General features: G+C 60.8%; 2 protein-coding genes. Both read right to left on the bottom strand.

The features are described 5' to 3' along the window. Positions 1-383: 383 nt before the first annotated feature. Complete coding sequence (locus FJ404_19260) at positions 384-1,853, bottom strand: DUF1501 domain-containing protein (protein MBM3824990.1); 1,470 nt, start codon at positions 1,851-1,853, stop codon at positions 384-386. Positions 1,854-1,861: 8 nt separating this feature from the next. Then, positions 1,862-4,600 carry a DUF1553 domain-containing protein gene (locus FJ404_19255; protein MBM3824989.1) on the bottom strand — a complete coding sequence of 913 codons (2,739 nt, stop codon included), beginning with the start codon at positions 4,598-4,600 and terminating at the stop codon, positions 1,862-1,864. Positions 4,601-4,936: the final 336 nt, after the last annotated feature.

The raw sequence follows: 4,936 nt of genomic DNA, 5'->3' as shown, positions 1-4,936 counted from the left end.
TCGGAGAGCCGGATGCGGGAAAACCGCCTGTCCGGTTCGATGAGGGGCGAAGCGCGACGGTCATTGGCTCTGGCCTCTCAACCCGCCCGCTTCGCCTACTCTACTCACGGGCAGCGAATAGCGAATCTGGTCAGCCCGGAATATATTTCTAAACACAGGTACTCGCTGAAATTTCCTTACATCGCGCTAGATACCATCACCAATCATGTCGTAAAAATCCGTGATCGGCCTTCAGAGTTTTCAGTTCCGCAGACGTTGATTATGCCGCCAAGCAGATACGAGTGGCCTAGTTCAAAATCTTTGCCGTGGCATCGCGTCGTAATACGGCTCACCGCACGAGACGTAAGAACCTTTAATGGATGACCCTTTTCCGAGAAGTCGGCTCAGGCGAGCAATTCCTGAACCACGCGGGCTTCGGCATGTTCCACCAGTTTCAAATCTCTCGGCCCCAAGCGAAACTTCAATTCGTTGTGGTCCAAGCCAAACAGGTGGAGGACGGTGGCCAGCCAATCATAATGATGGACCGTCCCTTCGACGGCGTGATGCGAAAACAGATCGGTCGCGCCATGGACGTGGCCTCCTCGAAAACCGCCACCCGCGACCCACATGCTGAAGCCGTAAGTGTTGTGGTCCCGTCCGACTTTGTCGCGTTGAGTGAGCCCATCCCGGAACTGAATGACGGGAAGGCGTCCCATCTCGCCGCCCCAATGAACGAGGGTCGAATCGAGGAGGCCGCGCTGTTGAAGGTCGCGGACCAAAGCGGCGGCCGGTTGATCGATCTCGCGACAGCGAGCCGGGAGGGCGGTGTTGATGGAACCGTGGTGGTCCCAGGTTTGCCCGTTGCAGAAAATCTGGACGAAGCGAACGCCTCGTTCCACGAGGCGCCGGGCGATGAGGCAGCGCGTGCCATAATCCCGCGTCACGTCCTGGTCGATCCCGTAAAAGCGGTGTGTCGCCTCGGACTCGCTGGCGATATCGAACGCTTCGGTGGCAGCTAACTGCATGCGGGCAGCCAGTTGGTAACTCGCCATGCGCGCCTCGAGTTCGTTCTCGCCGGGGTGGTCCGCGAGGTGCCGCCGGTTGAGCGAATGCAGCAAGTTGAGTTGCGCCGACTGAGGGGCGCCGCGGAGACGGCTGGGCGGGGCGAGGTTGAAAATGCGGGGTTCGGTCGGACGCACCATCGTGCCTTGGTAGATCGACGGAAGGCGCCCGTGATGCCAGTTTTCCCCGCCGAGCAAGGGCAACCCGCGCGGATCGGTCAGGGCGACGAAGGCGGGGAGATCCTGAGACACGCTGCCGAGAGCGCTGGCCAGCCAGCTTCCCAGCACCGCTCGTCCGTGTTCGGGTTTACCCGTGGTCAGGGCGAAATTCGAGGGAACATGATTGTTCACCCCGGTTCTCATGGAACGGATCAGCGTGATGGCGTCGGCGACGCCACCCAGATGGGGCAAAAGTTCCGAAAGCTCCATGCCGCATTGTCCATGACGGTGATATTTCCAGAGCGGCGCCATGATTTCCCGGCTGGCTTGGGCAGGGTTGTCCCACTTGACATCTCCCGGGAAAGACTGGCCGTTGCGTTTGATCAATTCGGGTTTTGGGTCAAAAAGGTCCACTTGACTGGGACCGCCCAGCATGAACATGGAGATCATCGCCCGGGCTTTGCCGGGTCGCGGGGGTGTTTTGGGGAGGAGATCGTAGGATGGAGGTTCAAGTGGAGGTTTGACGGGTTCCGCCCCGAGCAAGCCATCGTGCTTCAGCAACCAAGCGGCTGCGACGGAACTCAACCCAAAGGCCGAGGTGCGGAGCATGTGTCGGCGAGAACAAAGTCCGTGGGAATTGATTTGATTTGGCATCACGTCTCCTAATCGATGTAAAGGAACCGGTTTGAGGCGAGCAAGGTCTGGCACAGCGCGCTCAGAGCGCGAGTTGCCGGGGCCTTGGCCTTGCCTGCGGGTCCGACTCGCTTCTCAAACTCCGGATCGGGGTTCATTCGGCAGTAGTCCAATTGTTGGGAGAGGAAACCGACCAAGGAGGCGACCTCCTCCGAGGAGGGATCGGAGGCGAACAAGCGTCGATAAAGACTGCGGAGCTGGCACTCCGGATCGTCGGCGCAGCTGTCCATGATGAACCGCGCCAGGTCGTCCGCCGCTTGCACCAGGAACTCATCGTTGAGAAACCAGAGGGACTGCGTGGTCACGGTCGAATGGCGCCGGAGATCGCAGTTGGGGTTCATTTCAGGCTGATCGAAGGTGACCAGCATGTTCAGGGGGAGGGAGCGTTGAACTTCCACATAGATGCTTCGGCGAAAGGCGTTGGCTTGGCTAGCGTCCTCGACCCCAGACACCAGGCCGTCCCGAAACTTCTGTTCGCCGAGGACCGCTTTTCCCTCTCCGTTCACCGTCACCGGGATGCTGGGTCCTCCCAGGGCAGGATTCAATTTTCCGCTTACCGCCAGGACCGAGTCGCGAATCGCTTCCGCTTCCATGCGGCGCAAGTTCATTCTTCCGACCAGTTCGTTTTGCGGGTCGAGCGCATCCAGCCGTGGAGTTCGGCGGGACTTTTGTTGATAGGCGGTTGATAACAGGATTAAACGATGGAGGCGTTTTTGGTCCCAGCCCTGACGAACGAATTCGTCGGCCAGCCAATCCAGGAGCTCGGGGTGCGAGGGGCGATCCCCATTCAGCCCGAAATCATTTGGAGTGGCCACCAAGCCTCGTCCGAAGTGATGCAGCCACAGGCGATTCACAAAGGCGCGGGCGGTCAGCGGATGGGCGCCGCTGGTTAGATGCTGGGCGTAGGCGAGGCGCCTTCCGGTCGTGGGACGATTCGGATCTTTGCTCGGCAGGGACGGCAGCGGAGAGTGGCGCCTGAGCACAGCCAATTCTGAGGGGGAGACAGGCTCGCCGGGGCTTGCGGGATCCCCGCGGAACAAAACGGCGCTGACGGGGGCGATGCCGGGTTTTTCGTCCGCGACCATCACCAGGTGTTTCGGTGGTTTTGTGGCCCGGATGGCGGCGACTTTCTCCGACTCCTTTTCGAATTTGCGGTGAGCGGCGTTATCGTACTCGACCAAGAACCCGGCGATGAATTTGGGCGATTTCACCATCGGGAAGTCTTCGAGTAACTTGCGCTGCATTTCATTGCGATCCTTCTCGGCCGCTTCGTTCGCGAGGCGCACCTCGTCCCGCTGTTCTGCCGGCACATCCGCCAACTTTTTGGCGAGGATTTCCTTGCCGAGTTCGAGCTTGCGGGCGTTGATTTCGTCCTCGACGACCTTCGCTTCGGCTTCAATACGCTCGGCCTTGGCCCTCACGTCCGCCGGGGTGAAGTCGATCAAGCGTGCGCTGGGCCGGCGCCAATCATTGCCGCGGAGCGGAAACAAGGGATCGAAAATGGCTCGAAAGGCGTAATAGTCATCGATCGTGATCGGGTCGTACTTGTGGTTGTGGCATTGCGCGCAACCGACCGTGAGCCCAAGCAGCGCGGTGCTCAGCACGTTAATGGAATCCGCGGCCGCGGCGTTACGGTTATCCAAGGTGTCGTTCGCTTGTGTCGGATCGGGCGCCATGCGCAAGAACCCGGAAGCGGTCAAGAGCTCGATTTGCCGCGCGTTGCCAGGATCCGGGGGAGTTGGGGGAGCGAACTCATCACCCGCGAGTTGCTCGCGTATAAAGGCATCGACGGGTTTATTGGCGTTGAAGGAGTTGATGACGTAATCCCGGTAGCGCCAGGCGTGCGGCCGCTTCGGATCAGCTTCGCCCCCTCCCTCGCTTTCCGCAAATCCCGCAATGTCGAGCCAATGACGCCCCCAACGCACTCCGAATTGAGGAGAAGCGAGGAGGCGATCCACGAGGCGCTCGTAAGCGTTCGGCGCAGGGTCCTCGTTGAAGGCTCGGACTGCCTCCGGGGTGGGCGGAAGGCCCGTCAAGTCGAAGGTGACCCGACGAATCAAAGTTGGCCGGTCAGCGGGTGGGGAGAAAGGCAGGGCTCGATCGGCGAGGCGGCGCGCGATGAATGCGTCCACAGGCGTGGAAAGCGCGTATCCCTCGACCTTCGGAACTTCCGGGCGGGTCACCGGCTGAAAAGCCCAGTGCTTGAGTTCAAGGGCGGAGAACCGGGCATCGGCCACGTTCGCAGGCTCGGGTTCGGTGGTGAGGGCGCCTTGCTCGATCCAGCGGGAAACCAGCGCCTTTTGGGATGGAGTGAGCTTCTTGGGGCCCTCGGGCATTTTGTCGGAATTGATTTTGCGCCACAGCAAACTGCTTTTCGCATCTCCCGGGGTCAGCACGGAACCTGACTTGCCCCCAGCCTTCATCAAGCGGACCAGCCGTAGGTCCAGGTCTCCTTTTTTCTCTGTTTCCTCCCCATGGCAATGAAAGCACATCGCTTTGAAGAGGGGGCGGATATGCTCCTCGAAGCGCACCGCGTCCGGCTCGATTTCGGCTCGGGCCGTCCCGCCCAATCCGGCGCCGGCCAGGCAGCGGAGCACAAGGAAACCCACCACCCAGGACGAGCGAGGGTAGGAACGCTTGAAGCCCGAGGGCAGCTCTTCCACAACACTCTGGCGCCTCGCCAAATGGAAAGGACAGGGGATTCGCATGCCACACAGACTAACGGATGTGAGCTCGGCGGACAACGGGCTTTTTCAGAGCGGAGATTCCTCTCGGCGTCTCGGGTGTCAATCGTGCTCGGATCAAACCTCCATCGTCCGCATCACCGTCCCACCGGAACACTGCACCACGCAGGAGCCAAGCACCCGGATGCGCTCCGGGCAACAGGCGCGGGCTTCACCCACCCCAGGCCATATCGAGCATTCACACCAGAACGGTCGTCACCGCGCCGAGGCAACCGAAGTCGGCGAAAACTCGGCTGCCCGGTTCGATCGCGATCGGGACGACGGAAGTCCCCGTGGTAACGATGTCTCCTGATTTCAACC

It is taken from the genome of Verrucomicrobiota bacterium (assembly GCA_016871495.1).
GTDB lineage: Bacteria > Verrucomicrobiota > Verrucomicrobiia > Limisphaerales > VHDF01 > VHDF01.
The sequence above is the reverse complement of the archived record's forward strand: the minus strand, read 5'-3'. Positions and strand labels throughout refer to the sequence as shown.

Bases quoted from the DNA above. Each gene is read 5' to 3' on its own strand.
- FJ404_19260 (MBM3824990.1), bottom strand. From the start codon at position 1,853: ATGCCAAATCAAATCAATTCCCACGGACTTTGTTCTCGCCGACACATG.
- FJ404_19255 (MBM3824989.1), bottom strand. From the start codon at position 4,600: ATGCGAATCCCCTGTCCTTTCCATTTGGCGAGGCGCCAGAGTGTTGTG.